Annotated in this window: 24 protein-coding genes and 1 pseudogene; 5 read left to right on the top strand and 20 right to left on the bottom strand. The window is 45.6% G+C overall.

All coding sequences use genetic code 11. The annotated features are described in order from the left end of the window. Positions 1 to 33: 33 nt before the first annotated feature. The 10 genes from VKA52_RS06735 to VKA52_RS06690 all read right to left on the bottom strand — a co-directional run bounded on the left by VKA52_RS06735 (position 34) and on the right by VKA52_RS06690 (position 11,569). Positions 34 to 1,662, bottom strand: a complete 1,629-nt coding sequence (locus VKA52_RS06735; RefSeq protein WP_326314687.1) for a peptide ABC transporter substrate-binding protein — start codon at positions 1,660 to 1,662, stop codon at positions 34 to 36. Between the two features lie 22 nt (positions 1,663 to 1,684). Continuing rightward, positions 1,685 to 2,683, bottom strand: a complete 999-nt coding sequence (locus VKA52_RS06730) for an ABC transporter ATP-binding protein (RefSeq protein ID WP_326314686.1) — start codon at positions 2,681 to 2,683, stop codon at positions 1,685 to 1,687. A gap of 6 nt (positions 2,684 to 2,689) precedes the next feature. Next, positions 2,690 to 3,646, bottom strand: coding sequence for an ABC transporter permease (locus tag VKA52_RS06725; RefSeq protein ID WP_442788827.1), 957 nt, complete (start codon positions 3,644 to 3,646; stop codon positions 2,690 to 2,692). A gap of 1 nt (position 3,647) precedes the next feature. Then, positions 3,648 to 4,580 (bottom strand): ABC transporter permease, encoded by a 933-nt coding sequence (locus VKA52_RS06720; protein WP_160912823.1) that lies wholly within the window; start codon positions 4,578 to 4,580, stop codon positions 3,648 to 3,650. 11 nt (positions 4,581 to 4,591) lie between these two features. Then, positions 4,592 to 5,416, bottom strand: a complete 825-nt coding sequence (locus VKA52_RS06715; protein ID WP_326314684.1) for a M55 family metallopeptidase — start codon at positions 5,414 to 5,416, stop codon at positions 4,592 to 4,594. 162 nt (positions 5,417 to 5,578) lie between these two features. Continuing rightward, positions 5,579 to 7,081 carry a UDP-N-acetylmuramoyl-L-alanyl-D-glutamate--2,6-diaminopimelate ligase gene (locus tag VKA52_RS06710; protein ID WP_326314683.1) on the bottom strand — a complete coding sequence of 501 codons (1,503 nt, stop codon included), beginning with the start codon at positions 7,079 to 7,081 and terminating at the stop codon, positions 5,579 to 5,581. A 152-nt stretch (positions 7,082 to 7,233) separates the two neighbouring features. Then, the gene (locus tag VKA52_RS06705) at positions 7,234 to 7,380 is read right to left on the bottom strand and encodes a hypothetical protein (protein ID WP_167449425.1); all 147 of its coding nucleotides are present in this window, start codon (positions 7,378 to 7,380) and stop codon (positions 7,234 to 7,236) included. A 393-nt stretch (positions 7,381 to 7,773) separates the two neighbouring features. After that, positions 7,774 to 8,610, bottom strand: coding sequence for a phytoene/squalene synthase family protein (locus tag VKA52_RS06700; RefSeq protein ID WP_160912818.1), 837 nt, complete (start codon positions 8,608 to 8,610; stop codon positions 7,774 to 7,776). 2 nt (positions 8,611 to 8,612) lie between these two features. Then, entirely contained in the window at positions 8,613 to 10,088 is a 1,476-nt protein-coding gene (locus tag VKA52_RS06695; RefSeq protein ID WP_326314682.1) for a phytoene desaturase family protein, read from the bottom strand. Then, positions 10,085 to 11,569 carry a phytoene desaturase family protein gene (locus VKA52_RS06690; protein WP_160912814.1) on the bottom strand — a complete coding sequence of 495 codons (1,485 nt, stop codon included), beginning with the start codon at positions 11,567 to 11,569 and terminating at the stop codon, positions 10,085 to 10,087. Before VKA52_RS06690 ends, VKA52_RS06695 begins: the two co-directional genes overlap by 4 nt. A 275-nt stretch (positions 11,570 to 11,844) precedes the next feature. Between VKA52_RS06690 and VKA52_RS06685 the strand changes: the two genes are divergently transcribed. Beyond that, positions 11,845 to 12,048 carry a hypothetical protein gene (locus tag VKA52_RS06685; protein WP_160912812.1) on the top strand — a complete coding sequence of 68 codons (204 nt, stop codon included), beginning with the start codon at positions 11,845 to 11,847 and terminating at the stop codon, positions 12,046 to 12,048. A 75-nt stretch (positions 12,049 to 12,123) separates the two neighbouring features. Next, complete coding sequence (locus tag VKA52_RS06680) at positions 12,124 to 12,249, top strand: YjcZ family sporulation protein (protein ID WP_160912810.1); 126 nt, start codon at positions 12,124 to 12,126, stop codon at positions 12,247 to 12,249. 211 nt (positions 12,250 to 12,460) lie between these two features. Here VKA52_RS06680 and VKA52_RS06675 read toward each other — a convergent pair whose 3' ends face one another. The 10 genes from VKA52_RS06675 to VKA52_RS06630 form a co-directional block, all read right to left on the bottom strand. Further along, positions 12,461 to 12,610, bottom strand: a complete 150-nt coding sequence (locus VKA52_RS06675) for an EAL domain-containing protein (RefSeq protein WP_326314681.1) — start codon at positions 12,608 to 12,610, stop codon at positions 12,461 to 12,463. Beyond that, on the bottom strand, positions 12,576 to 12,926 hold the full coding sequence (locus VKA52_RS06670) for a PAS domain S-box protein (protein WP_326314680.1): 351 nt from the start codon (positions 12,924 to 12,926) through the stop codon (positions 12,576 to 12,578). The genes VKA52_RS06675 and VKA52_RS06670 overlap by 35 nt, the downstream gene beginning before the upstream one ends. A gap of 26 nt (positions 12,927 to 12,952) precedes the next feature. Further along, positions 12,953 to 14,314: a TrkH family potassium uptake protein gene (locus VKA52_RS06665; protein WP_160912805.1), complete on the bottom strand. Its 1,362-nt coding sequence runs from the start codon at positions 14,312 to 14,314 to the stop codon at positions 12,953 to 12,955. A 168-nt stretch (positions 14,315 to 14,482) separates the two neighbouring features. After that, a complete protein-coding gene (locus tag VKA52_RS06660) occupies positions 14,483 to 14,908 on the bottom strand; it encodes a YwpF-like family protein (RefSeq protein ID WP_160912803.1) in 426 nt (141 codons plus the stop codon). Between the two features lie 81 nt (positions 14,909 to 14,989). Further along, complete coding sequence (gene moaA, locus VKA52_RS06655; RefSeq protein ID WP_439108890.1) at positions 14,990 to 16,036, bottom strand: GTP 3',8-cyclase MoaA; 1,047 nt, start codon at positions 16,034 to 16,036, stop codon at positions 14,990 to 14,992. Then, the gene (locus VKA52_RS06650) at positions 16,008 to 17,279 is read right to left on the bottom strand and encodes a molybdopterin molybdotransferase MoeA (protein ID WP_326314679.1); all 1,272 of its coding nucleotides are present in this window, start codon (positions 17,277 to 17,279) and stop codon (positions 16,008 to 16,010) included. Before VKA52_RS06650 ends, moaA begins: the two co-directional genes overlap by 29 nt. Positions 17,280 to 17,463: 184 nt before the next feature. Next, positions 17,464 to 17,601, bottom strand: a complete 138-nt coding sequence (locus VKA52_RS06645; protein ID WP_326314678.1) for a hypothetical protein — start codon at positions 17,599 to 17,601, stop codon at positions 17,464 to 17,466. A gap of 81 nt (positions 17,602 to 17,682) precedes the next feature. After that, entirely contained in the window at positions 17,683 to 17,817 is a 135-nt protein-coding gene (locus tag VKA52_RS06640; RefSeq protein WP_255534870.1) for a hypothetical protein, read from the bottom strand. A gap of 118 nt (positions 17,818 to 17,935) precedes the next feature. Next, on the bottom strand, positions 17,936 to 18,073 hold the full coding sequence (locus VKA52_RS06635) for a hypothetical protein (RefSeq protein ID WP_206948589.1): 138 nt from the start codon (positions 18,071 to 18,073) through the stop codon (positions 17,936 to 17,938). Between the two features lie 428 nt (positions 18,074 to 18,501). Next, positions 18,502 to 19,035, bottom strand: coding sequence for an HD domain-containing protein (locus VKA52_RS06630; protein WP_160912796.1), 534 nt, complete (start codon positions 19,033 to 19,035; stop codon positions 18,502 to 18,504). Between the two features lie 160 nt (positions 19,036 to 19,195). Here VKA52_RS06630 and VKA52_RS06625 point away from each other — a divergent pair, with 160 nt between their 5' ends. From VKA52_RS06625 to VKA52_RS06615, 3 genes and pseudogenes are all read left to right on the top strand, one after another. After that, positions 19,196 to 19,921, top strand: coding sequence for an SDR family NAD(P)-dependent oxidoreductase (locus VKA52_RS06625; RefSeq protein WP_326314676.1), 726 nt, complete (start codon positions 19,196 to 19,198; stop codon positions 19,919 to 19,921). A 73-nt stretch (positions 19,922 to 19,994) separates the two neighbouring features. After that, the gene (locus tag VKA52_RS06620; RefSeq protein WP_160912792.1) at positions 19,995 to 20,327 is read left to right on the top strand and encodes a hypothetical protein; all 333 of its coding nucleotides are present in this window, start codon (positions 19,995 to 19,997) and stop codon (positions 20,325 to 20,327) included. Positions 20,328 to 20,566: 239 nt separating this feature from the next. Beyond that, positions 20,567 to 20,889, top strand: a pseudogene (locus VKA52_RS06615) (helix-turn-helix domain-containing protein); the annotation flags it as partial.

Below are 20,889 nucleotides of genomic sequence, written 5' to 3'. Positions count from 1 at the left end.
GAGGCGAAAGAATCGCCTCTTTTCAAAGAAAGTCTATTGCTTGTCTGCCCACTTCAACTCAAGGTATCCAACAGGGTGACGAACGATATCAGATACATTGTCTTTCTCAAGAACGACCTGGTTATAGAAATGAACAGGGAAGATCGGCATTTCTTCAAAAAGAAGCTTCTCAGCTTCATACATCAATTCCCAGCGCTGTTCTTCATCCGCTTCATTTTTAGCATCGGCAATCAGCTGATCGTACTCTTCATTGGACCAGCCTGTACGGTTCATGGAAGAATCCGTCGTGAAGCTCTCAAGGAAGTTGATTGGATCGGCATAATCAGCTAAGAAAGAACTTCTGGAAAGTTGGTGTTCCAATGCTTTTTGCGCTTCAAGGAAGACGTTCCATTCCGCATTCTCAAGCGTAACTTCCACCCCGAGGTTTTCCTTAAACATTTGCTGGATGGCTTCTGCAATTTTCTTGTTGTCTTCGCTCGTGTTATAGGAAAGGGTGATGGCTGGAAGTTCGTCATACCCTTCTTCCTCCATGCCCTCCTCAAGCAATTGCTTCGCTTCTTCTACATTCGTTTCCACAAGCTTACCATTGTGTTCACGGAAATCTTCCCCGGAAGGACTCTCAAATCCATAAGAGACAAAGCCATACGCGGGTTCTTCTTTATTCTTCGTCACGTAATCAACGATTTCCTGTTGATTCACACTCATAGCCAGAGCTTTTCTGATCTTCTTATTCTGAAAAGGCTCTTCATTCACGTTAAAACGGTAAAAAGCAGTACCTGCCTGATCCTGAATCGATAATTCTTCACTATCTAACAGCTGCTCAGCCATGTCAGACGGAATATTGGAAGTATCAAGCTCGCCGCTTTCATACATTTGGTATTCTGTATTGGTATCATTCACCATCGCCCAGTGAACTTCATCCAGCTTCACCGTCTCGTGATCCCAATATTCTTCATTCTTTTTCATGAGCATTTCACTGTCGTGCTTCCATTCTGCTAAAGCGAATGGTCCGTTTCCTACAAAGCTGTCCGCTTCAGCAAACCACTCCGGGTTTTCTGTGGCTACAGACTCATTGATCGGGAAAAACGCCGGATTGGAAATGATATTCAGGAAATAGCCAGTCGGTGCTTTCAACGTCACTTTCAACTCTTTATCACTGACCGCTTCCACCATCACATCATCAGCAGAGCCTTCTCCATTGTTGAAGGCTTCTCCCCCTTCAATGAAATAACCGAGGAAAGCGGCTGGTGAGGCCGTTTCAGGATCGAGCAGACGTTTCCAGGCAAACGCGTAGTCCCCTGCTGTCACGTCATCTCCATTCGACCATTTGGCATTTTCACGGATGAAGAAGGTATATTCCTTCCCATCTTCAGAGATTTCCCATTTCTCAGCAGTGGCCGGTTCTGGCGTGTGGTCTTTACCAAGACGCGTCAGACCTTCCATTAAATTGTTCAGCGCATTCCAGGAAACCGCATCAAACCCCTGCGAGGGATCGAAGGATGTCGGCTCCTCTCCGTTATTCAATAGCAAGGTGTTTGTTCCAGAGTCACTTTCCCCTTCAGAATCTCCCTCATCACCTTCTCCTGAACTTTCTGACGCTGTACATGCAGCTAACACTAAGACAAGTAAAACCCCCATAAAGATTGTCCACCATTTTTTCATACTCGTTCTCCTCTCTATATGTTTAATAAGTTGACGCCATATATTTCTTTGCCCTCTCATCCTGCAGCCAGCAGTCCACGTCATGTGTTCTGCTCAACTCCGACTGAAAAGGATACACCTTTGTGCATACCTCCATGACCATTGGACACCTGGCAGCAAATGGACAGCCTTCCGGTGGTGAAAATAAATCCGGAGGAGACCCATCTATAGGCACTAATTTCTCTCCTTTTTGATCCATCCGCGGCACTGAGTGAAGCAGTCCTCTCGTGTAAGGGTGCTGCGGTGTATAAAAGATTTCTTTCCGTGTCCCTGTTTCAATGACTTTGCCGGCATACATGACCGCAATGCGATCAGCGATTTTAGCCACAACCCCTAAATCATGTGTGATGAGGATGATGGAAACGCCGGTCTGTTTCTGTATTTTTTGAAACAGCTGAAGGATTTGGGCCTGAATGGTTACATCCAAAGCTGTTGTCGGTTCATCGGCAATCAGAAGTTCAGGATCACAAATCAGCGCCATCGCAATTACGATTCGCTGCCGCATGCCCCCACTGAATTCGTGAGGATACTGTTTCATACGTTCGACAGGATTGGGGATGCCGACAAGGGTGAGCATGTCCATCGCCTGCTTATCCGCTTCCTTTCTTGAAATGGACCGATGCTGACGGAGTCCTTCCGTCAATTGGTCCCCAACCGTCAAGGTGGGGTTCAAGGCTGTCATTGGATCCTGGAAAATCATCGAAATATCAACCCCGCGGATTTTCCTTACTTCTTTGTCCGAAAGCTGAGTCATGTCCTGTCCCTTGAAAAGTATCGATCCGTCTTTGATCTCCCCTGGAGGTGTTGGAATGAGACGCATCATGCTGTTCGCCGTCACGCTCTTCCCACAACCGGACTCGCCGACAATGGCAAGAGTTTCCCCGCGATATAGTTCTAAATTTACGCCGCGCACTGCCTGTACCTCTCCCCCGAAAGTTTTGAAAGACACATGCAGGTCACGGATGTCCAAGATTTTTTCCATTGATGTTTACCTCCTGAGCTTAGGATCGAGTGCATCCTGGAGACCATCTCCAAGCACGTTAAATGCGAACATGGTGGCTGAAATGAAAAAGGCAGGAAAGAAAAGACGCCACCAGTCGCCGGATAAGATGACACCCAGCGCATCATTGGCCATCATTCCCCAGCTTGCGTATGGTGATTGAATACCTAGCCCCAAAAAGCTTAGAAAAGCTTCGGCAAATATCGCTGTAGGAACAGTAAGTGTCATCTGTACGATGATCGGCCCCATCGTATTCGGGAGCAGATTTTTTTGTATGATCCGCTTCGTTTTCGCACCGAACGACTGGGAAGCCATCACAAATTCATTGTGTTTCAGCTGAAGAACCTGCCCTCTGACAATTCGCGCCATACCCACCCAGCCGGTAACTGTTAAAGCAATGATAATCGTTAAAAGACTTGGCCCCATGACTACGAGCAGCAGGATGACAACAAGAAGGTAAGGCAGTCCATAAAGAATTTCGATGATCCGCATCATGATATTATCGGTTCTTCCACCCTTATATCCGGAAAGCCCTCCATAAGCGACTCCTATAAAAAAGTCGATCAAAGCAGCCATCAACCCTACAAACAAAGAGATTCTAGCCCCGTACCAAGTTCTCGTGAACACATCGCGTCCTAATTCATCTGTACCGAACCAATGGGTGAAGGACGGGGCCTGGTTTTGGTTTGGCAGGTTTTGAGTATCAACATCGTGTGGGGAAATCCAAGGTCCGATGACAGCCATGACTCCTAAAAGAATAAGAAAAATCAGACCGAACATGGCCAACTTATTCTGGCGGAGTCTTCTCCAGGCATCTTCCCAGTAGGAAAGAGAAGGACGAACAACCGATTCGGCGTCTTCGCTATTCTGCTCTTTTGGTTTGAACCATTCGTCAGGAATGGATGAATGAGGCGTTTCTTCCTTCTGTTTTTTTGCTGGAATCACTTTACCTGCCCCCTTCTTTATGCAACTTGATTCTAGGATCGAGTATTCCATAAGCAATATCCACCAGGAACAGCATCAATACAAGGAAAGCACTGTAGAAAACGGTGGTTCCCATAATGACCGGGTAGTCCCGCTGGTTGATGCCCTCTACGAAATATTTGCCCATGCCGGGGATCGCGAAGATCTTTTCGATGACAAACGTCCCTGTTAAGACCCCTGCAATCAACGTACCTAAAATGGTGACCACAGGCATGAGTGCATTTTTCAAGGCATGCTTCACAATGATTTTGACAGGGGATAATCCTTTGGCCCGTGCGGTTTTTATGTAATCCTGTGTTAACGTCTCAAGCATACTTGATCTTGTTAAACGGGCAATAATGGCCATCGGACCGGTGGCCAGCGCAATGATCGGAAGCACCATATGTTGCGGGCTGCTCCATGTGGCAGCCGGAAGCACACCCAGGTTGACGGCCAGCTGCTGAATTAACAAGGTAGCTAATACGAAGTTAGGAATCGATATTCCGAGGACAGCAATGGTCATCGCTATGTAATCAATGATTCCATTATGCTTCAATGCCGCGAATACACCGAGAGCAACTCCAGATACGAGGGCAATAAGAATCGTCCATATGCCCAACTCCGCGGATATAGGAAACCCTCTGCCTAATAAACCATTGACCGTCTCAGTTGGTTGTTTAATCGAAGGACCGAAATCCAAGGTCACAATGGATTTCAAATACAACACATATTGCACAACTAACGGTTCATCCAGGTGGTAGTGAGCCTCTAAATTCCGCTGTACGGCTTCGTTGGTTGTCCGCTCTTCATTGAACGGGGAACCCGGTAGTAGATTCATCAAGAAAAACGTAAGCGTGGCAATGATAAAAACCGTAACAATCATGTAAATGAATCGTTTCAATATGTATTTCGCCATGACTCTTCCCCCTAGCTGGATGTTGTCTGCATGGCAAGCTCTGTCATGACAAGCATGGCTTGGTATGCTTCCACTATGTTTTTGGCTTTAAATCTTACTGTTGTTGAATTTGGTTCGATTTCCGTACCAGGCATAAGACTTGCCCATTCGGCCTGGCCATAATTCATGAATTCAATCCTCAGAGTGGGGTGTGCTGGAGGGACGAGCGGTTCTATTCGATTTCGCTTATGTATCGCTTCCTCCGTGCGTTTTCGCAAAAGCTCCCCAGCCTTTTTAGGTGTTAAACTTTTCACAGCCGATCGAGAAATCGTTTCTTTCACCGGGGCTGTAATAATGTTCGGAATGAGCGATTCCGCTTCCATCGCTGCACAGTCATCTCCGGCAACCATCATTACAGGGACGCCGTAATAACCGGCCACATATGCATTAAACCCAAGCTCTCCTACCGCCACATCATTTATGTAGAAATTACGCACCCCGAAAATCATCGAGTGTGAGAGCACGCCTCTTTGAGCTGCCCTGGCATGGTACCCTACAAAGATCGCTCCAGCATACGATTCATCCAACCCTTGAATCATAGATAATGGTTTGACACTTCCTGTAATCAATGTGGCATCCGGATGAATCTCATCAATCAATAGATTGTTCATCTTGGAATGGCTGTCATTGACCAATACTTCTTCCGCATGGTTTTGAAACGCAGCTTCGATGACATGGTTCGTTTCCTGTGTCATGATTCTCCTCGACCGTTCATAATTGTGCTCCGAAGAATCAACGAAGGTGTAATCAGGTATTCCTGTTATTCCCTCCATGTCAACGGAGAGGTACAATTTCATGAAAATCATCTCCATTTTTGGTAATTTTGTTAATTTTCATAAAATTTTACCATTTGATGACAAATTACGCAATAGGTCGCATATTTTATTTCCATTTAAAGCATGAAAGCAGAAGCGTGGTTTACGTAAAATAAAAAAAACCTGGAGATAGGACTCCAGGTTTTACACAGGCTTTTTAATACGTGGTTGGTTTTCAAAGTAGGCATCAATGACTTGAAGTTCTGAATAAGGGACCTTTTCATCTCCAATGATCTGGTAACCTCCAAACCCAATACCAGTCAGTAATACTACATCCCCCGCCCTCGCCAGATCGAGCGCTAAGTGGATGCCTTCCTCTCGATACAACCGTGTATGAACATTTGGAGAAGATGGCCGGTTGAATCCTCGACAGACATCATTGACCACTTCCTGTCGATCCGCATGCCCAGGCTGATCCACGCTTACGATGATCTGATCCGCCACACTCTCAGCCACTTTTCCCATGAGCGGCCTTTTTTTGGGATCTCGCAATCCGATTCCAGTAATCATCACAATCAGCTGCTGATGCGGGATTTTCTTGACGGATTCTAAGACATGAGAGAGTGCATCCGGGGTATGGGCATAGTCCAAAATGATCTGATAAGGGACTTCCTTTTCTACCATTTGAAAACGCCCTTCCGGTTTCCGTATTTCATGAATGACAGAAAGGATGAGGGCTATGGAAAAACCCACCTGATGACAGGCCGCAATAGCTGCCAGTAAGTTCGATACATTGTACTCACCGAAGACCGGGGCCTGGACCGTATATTTCGTTCCGAATGCATCCAATTCAAAGGTGGTCCCCTGCCTGGTGGTCTGAATATGAGAGGCTTGAAGGTCGGCGGGCTGACGAATACCATAGGTTACGATTGAACCTTTGAACGTTTGGATGAGATCATCCGCCATCATCGGGTCGTCCACATTGATGACGGCTTGATCTGCCTGTTGAAACAACTTCATTTTTGCCTTTTTGTAGGCATCCATGGTCTCATGGAATTCTAAATGTTCCGGGGTGAGATTGGTGTGGACCGCTACATTGAAGTGGATGGTTTCCAACCGCTTTTGCTCAAGAGCGATGGAAGTAGATTCAATAACAGCTGCTTGCATCTTTTTCTCACAAAAATATTCTAATACTTTATGAATATCCGGTGCTTCCGGGGTTGTCGGCACTGTCTGCTTGAAATCTGTCTTTTGACGGTCATCCCAGATCCCCGCTGTACCTAGCGAACCTGTCCGGAATGAAAGGCTGTTCAATATGGAATGTGTAAACGACGCGACCGTTGTTTTCCCATTCGTTCCCGTCACGCCAATCGTATGTAAAGATTCTGAAGGAGAACCACAAACGATGGAAGACAAAACAGCAAGCGCAGACCGACTGTCTTTCACACAAACAAAGCTGAGCTGTGGGTGTTGGATGGCAAAAGCATGCAGCTCATGTTCATCTGTTCCAACAATCGTCTCTGCCCCTGCTGCTATTGCCTGCTTTATGAATAAATGGCCATCATGGTGCTCCCCTTGAATACTAATAAAAGCATCTCCCGGCTCGACCTCCCTGGAATCATAAGTTACAGAACGAATTTCCCGCTGCTTAGGGCCCATAATCAAACCGTTCAAAAGCCCCTCCAGGAGGAACGTCTTCTTTTTCATATCATCATCCTCTGTTCGTTAAAATCCGCTTTATTTCGATAAAGCACTATATGATTTGCCTTTCCCACATTCGAGAATATTGAAACCTAACTTCTTGAATTCGATATTTTTTATAAAAAAAAACAGCCGCCGGACCGGCGCTGCCTTTTTTCTTATAAAAGACGAATATGCGTGATTTTAGCCTGCGGGTTACTTTTCAAGTGACTTTCCCGGGCCTTTTCTTTATGGGATGCGTACACAGGGACCTGTTTGACGACGCCTGATTTCGCCTGGTAATAGATTAAATATTTTTCTGCCATTGTAATCTACCTTTCCTTATTCATGGTTGCTACAAGTATTCGCCCGATTGGATTGTAATATACATGATGTTGGGTCTTGCGCTCGGTACTGGGGTTCTTGCGCGCGGTCCGGCGGTCTTATGCGCGCTCCAGGCGGTCTTGCGCGCGTTCCGGCTTTCTTGCGCGCGCTCCGGCGGTCTTGCGCGCGTTCCGGCGTGTCTTGCGCGCGTTCCAACGTTCTTGCGCGCGCTCCGGCGGTCTTGCGCGCGTTCCAGGCGGTCTTGCGCGCGTTCCGACTTTCTTGCGCGCGCTCCGGCGATCTTGCGCGCGCTCCGGCGATCTTGCGCGCGCTCCGGCGGTCTTGCGCGCGAGTAACGACCGAAAACATAATTCGCGCACAAAAAAGAAGCAGTATCACTGCATGTCTGCAATGATCTGCTTCTTCTCTTGATCGGTAACGTAATTGCGATGGTTGAATACATGATAGCCGTTTTTCCTTACGGTCGGAAGGATGGCCCGATACATTTTCGCGGCTCCTCCTACCGGTGTCCGTGAGTACAATGGGTAATCGGGTAACGTTTTCATCGCTTTGTCGTAGTAAGCTTCAGCATCCGCGGCCAATTCTTCCCACATGTTGATGAACGCTCGATTTACCTTTTTCTCTTTCAAGTCAAAAAACGTATAGCCATGACGATCCATCACTTCCTGCGGTAAGTAAATCCGGTCGATTTCCATATCTTCGCCAATATCCCTTAGTATGTTGGTGATCTGCATGGCGTAACCAAGTTCAATGGCTCCTTGCCGGAGGGCACCGACCTTTCCGGGAGCGATGACTGGGAGGAGCATCAGACCGACGGTACTTGCTACATGATAGCAATATTCTAATAAATCTTCTTTCGTATGGATGGTTGTGGGGTAAAGATCCATTCGTTGCCCTTTGATCATGTCATAATAGGGCTCGGGATCGATGGTAAATTGTCTGAACACATCATCGAGTGCAAGCCAGGAGGGATCTTTAAGCTCAAGCTTCCCCTCCATGAATTGATCAAATTGTTGCGCAAAAGTTTCTAGTTCTGCTTTTGGGTTAAGTCCTTCATCTACGATGTCATCGACGCGACGGCAAAAGGCATAAATCGCCCAAACCGCTCTTTTTTGCTGTTTGGGCAGCATAGCGAATGCTTTGGAGAACGTTTTGGAATGCTTTTCAATGATTTTGCGACAATGATCGTATGCTTGGTTCAAGTCCGTCATCACTAAACACCTCGCTTGTAATTATGCCTTTCTTTGACCCCATATTGCAAATAATCTGCCAACAATTTTGCTCCCTGCATGACGATTGGAACGCCACCACCCGGGTGAATCGAGGCTCCAACTGCATACACATTGCTTAATGCGTAGGGCTGAAGCTGGGGCCGGAAGACACCGGATTGGAAAAGGGTGGGTGCAATCCCGAAGCTTCCGCCTGCATACAAGCCTTCTCGTTCAGCATCTTCAGGCGTTCGTACATGCATCCATTCCACATGTTTTCTCAATTCCGGAAAACCGCGTGACTCCATTTGATCGATCACGCTCTCAATCAACTGATCTTTCTTCTCCCAATCCACTGACTCTCCTGTCGGTACAGGAATCAATGTATAGAGCACCCCTTTGCCTTCAGGAGCGAGAGAAGCATCCACTAAGGATGGATGAAAGGTATAAAAGGACGGATCATCCGGCAATTGTTTTTCAACAAACACTTGGCGCATATGTCTGTCAAAGTCATCGGACATGAAAAACTGGTGGATGGAGTCGCTCTCATAGGTACGGTCCAGTCCCATATAGAGTAAGAGGCAGCCTGAGGAAGGCGTATATTTCCTTTGAAGCTGCTTGTCAGCGGGCATCATTTTGTCCATGAGAGGGAAATCACCGTTTAAGATCAACTCATCAAAACGGATCTTTTCTCCTCCAGCGGTTATCGATACACCTCTATCCTTTTCTGTTTCTACATCTTCCACAGGCATTCCTTTAAAAATTTCGACCCCTCTTTTTTCCAACTCCTGCTCGATGATTTCCACAAGGTGAGCATAACCGCCTTTCATGTACCAGATCCCGTGCTCATGTTCGCTGTAGGACACGAGCGAGTACATCGCCGAAGACTGTTCGGGATGGCCTCCGATGTACAACGTTTGTAACGTATAGGCCTCAACAAGCCGCTCATCGTCAAAATAACTGCGCATCATTTTCTTTACATTCTGGTACGCTTTTAACTTGATCAATGTTTTCAAGTTTTTACGAGAGAAAAAGGTTCGTTTTTCTACGAATGATTTTTCTAAAAACTGAGCTTTCCCCTGCAAGAAGCGGGCCCGCATATCACTTAAAAACCGGTCGAAATGAATCTCATTTCCAGGGAACTTTTCCTGCAGTTCCGTTTTTTGTTTTTCGGCATCTGGATATTTGTTGAACGTCGTCCCGTCAGAAAAATGGATATGGTAGAGAGGGTCACAAGGGATCAATGGAATACGATCCCTGGGAATGCCGGCATCTTCTAAAATACCAAGGAGCATATCAGGTAGCAGAACAATGGTTGGCCCCTGGTCGATCTTGAACTCCCCATGCCGCTCGTAAGTAAGCCTGCCCCCGAGTACGTCTTTCTTCTCATATAAGGAGATACTTCGGTCAGGATCTTTGGATAATAAAAGGGCCGTTACGAGGCCTCCGATCCCTCCACCGACGATTGTCGTCTTTGTCATATTGGCTGTACCTCCTCTTCCCTGATCCATCCTGTAGTGATCCTGGCAGATTCCAGAATGGTCGGCAATCCGCTTCCCGGATGGGTTCCACCACCGACCAGCCAGCAATGATCGAGCTCCTGGAACCTGTTGTGCGGACGAAAATACATCATCTGCGAGAGCTGGTGACCGAGGCTGAACGTTGCACCCTGATGGACAAAATGATCGGTCTCCCACTGTTTAGGTGTCAGGACTTTTTCTTCAACCACGTGACTGCGGATATCGGAGAACCCTGTTTTCCTTTCGATTTCATCATAAATCAGCGATTTGAATGTTTCCTGTTTATCGTCCCAATCAATTTCCGAATAATTGTTCGGAACTGGGGCTAGGATATAAACCGCTGAATGCCCCTCAGGTGCGAGTGTCGGATCGGTCACACTCGCGTTATGGATATAGATGGACGGCTCGTCGGACAACACGAGGTCTTTCGTCATCTCGTTCACATTCTTCTGATAATCCTCCGCAAAAAGAATGGTGTGGTGCGGCATGTCGTACACCTTATCAAGACCGACATAGATCATAAATGTCGAACATGAAAACTTTTTCTTCTGGAGTTTTTCTTTAGAGTGTCGGCGCAGAACACCGTCATCAACTAAACGAGTCATCGCTTCTGCGAAATCTGCATTGATAATATATTCATCTGCATGCACCGTTTCACCCGAGTCCAGAACAAGCCCTGTAATCTCCTTACCTGAAACGTTTATTTTCTTGACGCCTTCATTCAGATGGATCTGTCCACCATGTTCTTCTGTGACTTTAGCCATCGCTTTTGAGAGTTGATTCACTCCTCCAATCGGATGAAAAACTCCCCATTCATGCTCCATATAGGAAAGGATTGAAAAAGCTCCCGGGCACTCCCATGGGGACATGCCCAAATACTTCGCCTGGAACGTAAAAGCGATTTTCAGACGTTCATCGGTAAAGTAATCGGAAAGAACATCATAGACGGATTTACCAAGCGAAAGCTTCGGTAAAGCCTTGAGCGCCCGTTTACTCATATAATCCGTCAACTTGTTATGTTTGGTTTGCAAAAGAGGCATGAGCGCCTGCATTTTTTCACGTGTATCCTTCATGAAGTTTTCGTATCCGGTTTCATTGCCTGGGAAATGCTCCGAAATGACGTCCAGCATTTTCTCCCTTTCCCGGTACATCGGTACTCTCTTTCCGTCGAACTGAAGTTCATACATGGGGGAAAGTTCTTTCATGTCCATGTAATCGTGAACATTCCTCCCGGACATTTCAAAAATTTCCTCCATGATTTGAGGCATACTTAGAAATGTCGGGCCGATATCGAATGTATAATCCCCGAGAGAAAAATGTCCGTTCCTTCCGCCCACATAGGATTGTTTTTCATAGACCTGTACATCATAGCCTTTAGCTGCAAGAATCATCGCTGAGGCTAAGCCGCCAGGCCCCGCTCCGATTATGGCGATTTTCTTCATAACCATCCACCTTCTCTCCTGAACTTCTACTGTACAATCATTATACAAAATATGTACAAAGGCAGCCATTAATCCAACTCAGCCAATGTGCTCTGTCTATTTTTCCATTTCTTTATACTCATTTTTTACCCTTCGGGCGTATGTTATAACCCTCTGCTTCAGTAAAGTACTACTTTCGCTTCTGCTTTTGAAATTCCTCCTTTCTGGTTGCGTGTATTTTTGACAAGGATAATAAAGGGAACCGAGGGGATAATATGGGGGAAGGAGGCATGGTTATGTATTCAAATCAAAGGATTTCCGGACCTTATTACCCTTCCCATTCGACTCATCATCCCCCGCACAACCAATACAGCAATGAGCAATTGAACCATTGGTGTGAAGAACTGGATCAGTGTGATCATCACCAGGAACAACAAGCGGACAGTATGCACCAGAAGAGTAAAATCACAAAACTTTCGCCCCCGACCTTCATGAATTGATGAAGGTGGGTAGATGACCATACACAGTCCCTCCTTCGTGCATAGGCTACGAATGTAACTATAGGAGGTGAGCTTATGTACGGAGGCTATCCTTACGGAGGAAGACAGTGCTATAGACCACGGCGTTGCGGCAATAACTTCGCCTTGATCGTCGTATTGTTCATCCTATTGATCATCGTAGGTGCAGCATTTTACTGCTAACCACTGATTTGTGCTTGAATAGGAAATCATCAAGCATAAGACAAGGGACGGGAGAATGTACTTTCCCCCTCACTTGTCCAGCGTCTTATGGAGAAAGTAGAGATAGACGCTGAAAGAAGATGGGAGATCAGACCTTCTCCCCTCTTTAAAAGACTCATCTTTATTCTTTTTCCTAAAAAAGGACACAGCCCCAAAGGCTGTGTCCTTTTTGTTAGTGGATTGTTTTGTTCTCAAAGATCGTGAATAACTGTTCAGGGGGCAGCGGTTTGCTGTAAAAACACCCTTGAATTTCATCACATTTCTCGTTTTTCAGGAAATCCCATTGGTCAGCGGTCTCTACGCCTTCGGCAATGACTTTCATATTCAACGAATGGACGTAAAATGCGATCTCCGTGTGGATAAGGATGGTCGAGCACTTCGATATAAAAAGAAGCCCCGCCTTTTCTGATCGCCTTCAGCACATAGGGCTGTTCAGGATAGCTGAGAAAAAGCTGATGCAGGGCTCCGTGTTCTCCCTCTTCCGTAAGGGTGAATGCGTCCTGATTCATCATTTCTTCTTTCTCGTAGCCGAACATGTGAGCGAGTGTGTCATCACAATCCATGGAAGAGCGGTCATTCATTTGTTGAAAAATCCAATCATCTATAGGTTGGGCATGCTCTCTCAAAAGCTCCGACATATGTGCGCCCCCTAAACAGCTGTGTTCTAACCAATAATGATTCTTTCTCTAGGATAATGATACTTCCCTTGCGCTTTGTCATGTTTCTTAAAGGAGAACAAGAACGTCAATAACCCGATCCTTCCTAAAAACATGAGTAGCATGAGCACGATTTTCCCGAAGGATGACAGCCCTGGCGTAATGCCGAGAGATAACCCGACCGTTCCGAACGCCGAACAGACCTCAAAAACGAGTTCATTCAGTGTGAAAGGTTCCGTGATGGTCAATGTAATGACAGCGCTGAAGCAGACGAATAAGGCAACAATCGTGACAACAACCGCTTTATTCAAATCTTCCGGATGAATTTCTCTTCTGAACAACCGAATATTGTTTCCTCCCCTGGCAAAGGTCAGCACAAAGATGACCACAAGGGCAAATGTCGTCGTCCGGATTCCGCCTCCCACACTACTCGGGGATGCGCCGATGAACATCAAGGAAGACATGAACAACTGCGTTTGTTCCGTAAATTGGTTAATATCCATCGTGGCAAGGCCGCCACTTCTCGTCGTGACAGACTGGAACAGAGCATAAAAGAAAATTTCATGCCAGGACTTGTCTGTAAAGAAATGATTGCTTTCTAAAATGATGATCATGATGGTCCCAAGAATGACTAAAGCGAAGAAAGTGAACGTCGTCAGTTTGGCAAACAATGAAAAACGAATCGATTTTTCTTCATGGTTCTGCATCAAATACTGTTTAACCTCGATCAACACCGGGAAGCCGATGGCTCCGGCGATGATGAGAATGATATTGATGAACTGGACAAAGTAATCGTGACGGAACGGAATCAAGGATTGACCCGTAATGTCGAAGCCACCGTTCGTCATCGCACTGATGGTACCGAAGAAGCCCTGTAAATAAGCTTCGCCGGGTTCATAGTATTGAAGAAAATACGTACCCAGAACAAGAAACCCGACGAGTTCGATCATGAGTACAACTAATACGATTTGCTTCACCAGTCGGACCATCCCGGCGAAGGACGTCTGGTTGTGGTCGGTCATAATCAAACGGCGTTCTTTCAAACCGATTTTCTTTCCGAGCATCAACCAGACCAGCGTACCTAAGGTCATGACACCGATCCCTCCGAATTGAAGAACAATCGCGAGGATAAAATAGCCCGTCGTACTGAACGTTTCAGCCGTCGGCAGAGTGGTCAAACCTGTGACACTGACCGCACTGACCGCCGTGAATAAAACATCGATGAATTCGATTTTCACACCCTCCCGATGAGCCACAGGAAGGGCGATCAATATGGAAGATATGGTGACTGCGACCATATAGTATAATGCGATTAATTGGAATGGCGATAAGTCATTCAGCCATCGCAGGCTCTTTCTTCTCACCCACATAAAGTAAAACTCCTTTGATGTTGCCAGGTCTCATGGATGTCTCTCTATCACCACTAATAGTATAGCAGTATATTCGACAAATTACTTCCGTTTTTTAAATATTCTAAGACATTTGAACTAATACACACGTCGGAGGCGTCTGAAAATCAGACGCCTCCACCCGTATGCTTATGCTTTTGATTCCTGGCCACGCTTTTTGAATTCTTCTAAGAGGTCTTCTCCCTGGTAGCCTTCATCCATCAATTGCTTTAACACCCATTCCACTTGTTCCTGATGCCGATCGATAATCGTGCCCATAAAAATAACGTTCATCCGGTCGCCGATCATGTTGACGTCAATCGGTTTGACAAGGAAAGTCGCTGGACGGTTGCTTTGTTTCGTAATTTTCACTTGAATGATGATTTCTTCCTCTTTTTCTTTCATCGTTTCAAAGAAATCCCGATAGCTCTCATCGACGTAAGCCTCAATGACCCAACGGCCTCGGTCATCTTCTCTATTGATAATCAAACCGTCTTCCAGCTTGATGCGCCTTTGAGTGATATCCTCGTGCTTTTCTTCCACGATATCCAATGAAATCAGTTTAAAGGTTTTCATTCGAATGACCTCCGAGAATGATAATTATCTCTATTATAGAACACGGAGAGGACTGGAGCAAAGACTGAATTCGACCTTTTTTCATCCTCCGATGTACGACATTTCGATTTTGTTCTCTTTCATCGGCTTGCCCTGGGCTCTGTCGACCGAATATTGATCGGTACGGCCCGTCCAGATCGCAAGCAGGTAATCTGTGATTGCTTCATCGTTTTCCCCTTCACGGAGCATGGTTTTTAAATCATACCCGGAAGAAGCAAACAGGCAGGTAAACAGGTTCCCATCAGCAGACAAACGTGCCCTCGTACAGCTCGAGCAGAAGGCTTCGGTGACAGATGAGATCACCCCGATTTCTCCTGCACCATCTTCATAACGGTAGCGAGAAGCCACTTCTCCAAAATAATTCGGCTCTGTTGCCACGAGCGGCATTTCCCGATCAATTTGTTCGATGATCCATTTTTTAGAAACGACCGCATCCATATTCCAGCCGTTATGGTTGCCCACTTCCATGAATTCAATGAAACGGAGCGTATCACCGGTTCCTTTGAAATAACGAGCCATCGGCAGGATCTGGTCTTCGTTCATTCCTTTTTTTACGACCATGTTGATCTTTATTTTCAACCCCGCTTCTCTTGCCGCTTCGATGCCTTTTAATACGGGTTTCGTTTTGATTCCACGTCCATTCGTTTCCTTGAAAACGTGGTCTTCAATCGCATCCAGACTGATGTTCACACGATCCAGTCCCGCGTCCTTCAGTTTTTGAGCCTGTCTTACGAGAAAGACCGCATTGGTTGTGACGGCGATATCCTCGATGCCATCAATTTCTTTTAACCGGCGCACGAGATCCGCGAGATCTTTCCTCATCAGCGGCTCCCCCCCGGTCAGGCGGATTTTTTCCACTCCGAACTTGGCGAAGATTTCCGCAAGACGGACAATTTCATCAAAACTCAGAAGCTCTTCTTTAGGTAGAAAAGCATAATCCGGACCGAAGATTTCCGCCGGCATGCAGTACGTACAGCGGAAATTGCATTGATCGATGACGGATATTCTTAAATCTTTAATGGGACGACCAAGTTGATCAATGATGTGTGAATCGATAAGATCACCCCTCCTCGAAATATTCTTGTCCACGTTGATCTTCTAAAAGGATCGCTTCTACGGCATCACCTTTTTCAAAGCCTCTTGTTCCACCAGGAAGCACAAGAAAGGCATCTGTCTTAGCTAAGGATGTCACGACATTTGATTTATCCTTACCTGCTGGAGACACCATCACCTGGCCTTCTTCGTAGTGAAGTTTTCCACGCACAAACCGCGTGAAAGGGTTGGGCTTCGGGAAGTCCTCCCCAAGGGTTGCCTTGATGCGTGTATGGAAAGGCCTTGGATCTCCAAGCAGCTTTTGAATAATAGGATAGGTGAACAATTCAAAACCGACATAACAGGCGGATGGGTTTCCGCTTAATCCATAAAGCAGCTGGCCATCATGCTCAGCGACGGTGGTTACGCTGCCCGGGCGCATCGCGACTTTATTGAAAAGTACCTGAGCTCCCAGTTCTTCATAAATGTCGGGCATGAGGTCATAATCCCCGACAGACACGCCCCCTGTTGTAATCAAAAGATCATAATCATGCAGAGAACGGGAAACGGCCTCAAAGCAAGCATCGAAGTCATCCACCAGTTTCCCTAAATAATGACCTTCTGCGCCTGCGCGTTCGATTTGTGATAGGATCATCGCAGCATTGGAGTTGCGGATCTTACCAGGTTGAAGGGGTTCATCAACATCAAGCAGCTCGGTTCCTGTTGCAAATACACCGACCTTCGGCTTTCGATAAACCTTCACCTCTGGATATCCAAAGGTAGCGAGAAGCGCTTTTACACCAGGATTGATGCGTGTTCCCGCTTCGACAAGAACGGTCCCTTTTTCTGTCTCTGAACCTTTTCCAATAATGTTCTGGTTTTTATCCATCGATCGCTTCAAAGACATGTATGAGGACCCATGCTCTTCATACGTTTGACAGATCTCAAACATCGCAACACAATCCGCGCCTGCAGGAATTTCTGCACCTGTCATGATTCGCACAGCTTCCCCTTTTTCTACCGGTTTACTTGCAAGCTCACCAGCCCCGATCGTTTCCGTCACATGAAAGTGACCGGGATTCGTTCTGGATAAATCCTCCGTATCTTCCGAGCGCAGGGCAAATCCGTCGTAAGGAGATTTGTTGAAAGGAGGCACAGGATGTGTGGCCAGTAAGTCTTCCGCTAACCGGCGCCCATCCGATTGCTCAAGCAGAACGGTTTCCATTCTTCCATCTTTTTTATAGGTCATGACCCTGTCGACCGCTTCCGGGACAGGGAGTGGCGTTCTATGTAAGTTCATTTTCGATCCTTCCTTTAAAAACGTCTTTCTTTGAACATATAGGAATGTTCATATTATTTCAAAGATTGTCTATGTAAGATTATGTACAATTCCCTCATCGCATGGAAAATAAACACCTTTCTTACAGAGATATCCTGTTTTGAAAATAAAAAGCCCGAAGCAATGGCTCCGGGCTCTGTCTTTTTTAAATGGGGTCGTAAACATTGACGACGTGGTTGATCGCTGTCTCATCCTGCTGTTTTTTGCCACGTCGTTCTTCTTTACGCGCATGCTTTTTCTCATTACGCTTGGTGATTTTCTTATTTCCTGATGCCATGGTCATTCACTCCCCTCCTTCCTATTGTTCCAAGGGAAGGAGGATTTTATGACAAAACCTCTGCCTGTTCAGCAGAGGTTTTGAGGGCTATATGTGCGCGTATTTACTCTTCACATCATTGATTTTCTGTTCGATCTGCCGGCTGCGTCGTTTCGATTTCTCGACGGAGGCGGCATTCGCCCGTTCAATCACGATGGTAAAAAGAATCATGTGGATTCTCATTTTATTTCCTCCTCTTTGGACTGAGGCTAAGCGGTATCCTTCTCAACATTCAACCAGTTCATAAAAGCTATTCTTAGCAATTCTCCCATTGTCATCATCTCCTTTTATTTTGTACATGTTACATATAACGGCTGAATGCGGACTTCCGGTCAAGCCACTGATCTTTTGCTGTCGGTCGGTACCCTGGTAACGGCTGACAACTTTTTTGTTTGTTTCTTGCAACTGTAATCGTAAAAATAAAGAATTGGATCGTCATGAAAATCACCTCTTTCTTTAGTGTAATATTTATATCTAAAGAGTAAAATTACCCTTAGATGACATAAGAAAAAGCCGCAGGGCATACTGCGGCTTTTTGAAGAATTCTCTCCATTAAAAAAGCCACAGGAATACATTATGCATCTCCCGCGGCTGGTATGAGTGCTTTTGTTAAAAATAGTCGTTAATCTCAGAAACAGATTTCTGCGCAGGTCGACGATATGAAGTTGGTTTGGTTTTGTGTCATCCAGTTTTTCATGTTTTCCGACCTCGCTTTCTGAGAATTTTTTCTTACATTGGAAATTATATCGGACGTAATCCAGGAAGTAAAGCCTATTTCCAAAATATTCTTGACTTTTTTAGGAGGGCAGAGAACCCCTGCCCCAAAACGCCCCTGCTCTGATCCATTGTATGATAGGCTTGCGAACCTTATGCCAGCTCATCATCACTTTCCAGGAATTCTTCGATTTTCAGGTCCAATTCGTGCAATCGTTTCAACGCTTCACTTCGATCCATTTGTTTATAATGATGAAGCCCCATCGGCTGTTCATCCTTTTCATCGGCTTTCGCAACGACATGCTGAAGCGCCGTTCTTTTTTCGTCCAAACCGAAGGGTAGATAACTGTCCGTGTGAAGAAGAACAGCCACTGACACTTCCTTTGCGACGAGACGGCTCTCACCAAGACGGATCAGAAGCTTATGGGCCCGTTCCGCCCCTTTGATCGCATGAATATCGGATTTCCGATATTCATCATAATCCCATTTCCCATCCCGGTACCACTCATAATGCCCCATGTCATGAAGCAAAGCTGACTTTGTAGCAAGATCAGGGTCCACTCCCTTTTTCACTGCCATATCATATGCGTAGCCTGCAACGGTGACCGCGTGGTTAATGCCTGAGCGCTGCAAATACTTTTGTGTAATGCGGTGTTTGAACACATCGACAAGTGTCACTCTGTTCATACGATCACCTCCGATTTTTAAAAAAGATCATATCATGATTCGTCATTCAGAACAAGATTCCACCCGTGGGCGGTTAACTTATAGGGAATCACTCATTTCACATTCCTATGGAAGTTTACCCTATAATAGAAAAAGGAAACGATTCCGAGGAGGGATAAACATGACAAAAAACAATGAAACGGTACTGATTACAGGTATCGCTCAAGGCATTGGACGTGGATTAGCTATAGCTTATGCGGAAAAAGGATACCGGGTGATTGGCTGTGATGTGAATGAAGAAAAGGGCCGGATGACGATGAAAGAAGTGGGTGGGACCTTCCTTAGATGTGATGTCAGTGATCCAAAAGAAGTCGACGCTCTATTTCAAAATATAAAGGAACCTTTCTCTATTTTAATCAACAACGCGGGGGTCAGTGAGTTTAAATCCATGTTCGAGCTGGATGTAGATGAATGGGACCACGTGCTGAACACGAACTTGCGGAGCTGCTTTCTTTTTTCAAAATATGCGGCTGAACGATGGAAGCAAGCGGATATTCCAGGACGAATCGTCAATATGGCGTCTACAAGGGCGTTTATGTCTGAGCCTGACTCGGAAGCTTATGCAGCGAGTAAAGGAGGCATTTTCGCGCTTACCCATGCATTGGCGGCTTCTTTATCTCCCTATAACATTCAGGTGAACAGCATCAGCCCTGGTTGGATCCATACCAGCAGTCCTGATGAATTAAGGGACAAGGACCATGACCAGCACTTATCCAACCGTGTCGGTACGGTCGAAGATATCGCAAAAGCCTGCTTTTATCTGACGGATCAGGAGAATACTTTTGTGAATGGAGAAAACGTAACCATTGATGGGGGAATGACTCGAAAGATGATTTATGAACATTGAAAATGACGAAATGTTTAGTACAAGATTTGGAAGGGTAGTGATATAGCAACAAAACATTACGGAGGTGACGACAGTGAGTGAGCTGTCTTCTTACCAAATCACATTGAACCGCCCGTTGAAAACCAACCAGATTATGAAAGTTTACAAAACGATTTCGAAAACTGGGTGTGACTTATATTTACATCAAAATCAGCTGATTGCTGATGCCGGGCACCTTCCGAAATTATTATCATTTTTCCTATTCATGGACAAGGATGAATCGTTCGTCATGATTATCGACGGTGAATGTGTCGATGATGTTTACGACCAAATTGAAGGCGAGTGGCAGGATCACATTGCAGAAAGTACGTGCCGCAGGAAATACGATGATGCAATGGTTGAGAACGAAACTTCTATTTTAGTATAACTTTTGCGCAATTATTATCATATCTTTTGTATAAAGCAGATGTCGAATGATCATGAACCTTCTTTTCAGCGAAGGAGTGATCCTCAATGTGTTATCAGCCTATCCAGAGACTCCTTCGCTTTCATCATTCTACATAAGACGAAAACCCGCTCCTTTTTACTAGAGTGACCTAATAAAATGAGACTTAATAGAACACCTTCAAAGTGCTAATACTACTTACACTTGGAGGTGTTTTTCTTATGGGTAAGAAAGTTCATTATCCCGAAGAAATAAAGAAAAAAGTTGTTCAATTAAAGTTAGAGGGGAATCACTCGAATCAAGAGTTGATGGATATGTTCGGAATTAAGAATAAATCTCAAATTAAAACCTGGATGAAATGGTTTAAAAACGGCGAAAGCCATCGTTTCGCTCAGCCTTTAGGGAAGCAATATTCTTATGGTTTAGGACCAGAAGATGAGGATGAAGTTGCGCTATTGAAGAAAAAAGTTGCTTACTATGAAATGAAGGAAGAATTATTGGGAAAGTATCAGGAAATCGAAAGGAAGTGGTTCCAGAAGTATTC

The organism is Halobacillus sp. HZG1, assembly GCF_035818575.1.
In the GTDB taxonomy this organism is placed as follows: domain Bacteria; phylum Bacillota; class Bacilli; order Bacillales; family Halobacillaceae; genus Halobacillus; species Halobacillus litoralis.
The sequence above is the reverse complement of the archived record's forward strand: the minus strand, read 5'-3'. Positions and strand labels throughout refer to the sequence as shown.